We start from the raw sequence: 701 nt of genomic DNA, 5'->3' as shown, positions 1-701 counted from the left end.
TTACTGGTCCTTCCGGCAATACCGGTCCTACTGGTGTTACTGGATTGACTGGACCGACTGGCCGCAGAGGAGTTATCGGTGCTACTGGGCCGACTGGACCGGGAGCTATAGAATCTGCATTCAGGGCAAATATAGGAACTGATGAACAATTTACTGTTGCTTTTACCTCTCAAACTGTAAATTTCACAACTGAACTCTTTGATTTTAATAATGAATATGATGGTATAAATACTTTTACAGCCAAACAAGAAGGTTTATACCAAATTAATGCAAATTTGACATTTGAACCTGTATTCATTCAGCCTTTTGTGGGAATATTAGATTTATTTATCAATGACACTTCCGTTTATCGAGATATAAAAGACGATGTTACTAGTTTCAGCGTATCCACTATCTATGGATTACATCCAGGTGATACCGTAAGAGTAGTATTTCTTGCTACTATAAAAGGTAGAATTTTAGCTTTACCGACTCCATCAATGCTTAGTTTTTCTGCAGCAAGATTCCCACTTACAAGTCCTATACCTTAAGTTCTTACCATTTTCTATACCCATAATGATAAATGAAGGGGAATTTCTAATAACATAATTTATATAAACAAAAATTCCCTTTCTATATTTTAGAAAGCCTCTTCAAAATTTTTAAATACATTTAGCAATAAAATAACGCTTTTATATGAAAGTCGTACACATTTTTGACAC

The 701-nt window shown here is 34.7% G+C and carries 1 protein-coding gene; it reads left to right on the top strand.

The window, feature by feature from the left end:
• Positions 1-530: collagen-like triple helix repeat-containing protein (locus V7038_RS17665; protein WP_335471149.1), on the top strand; the 530-nt coding region annotated here is incomplete at its 5' end.
• Between the last annotated feature and the right edge of the window lie 171 nt (positions 531-701).

This window comes from Bacillus sp. JJ783, from assembly GCF_036963225.1.
Classification (GTDB): Bacteria; Bacillota; Bacilli; order Bacillales; family Bacillaceae_G; genus Bacillus_A; species Bacillus_A cereus_U.
The sequence above is the reverse complement of the archived record's forward strand: the minus strand, read 5'-3'. Positions and strand labels throughout refer to the sequence as shown.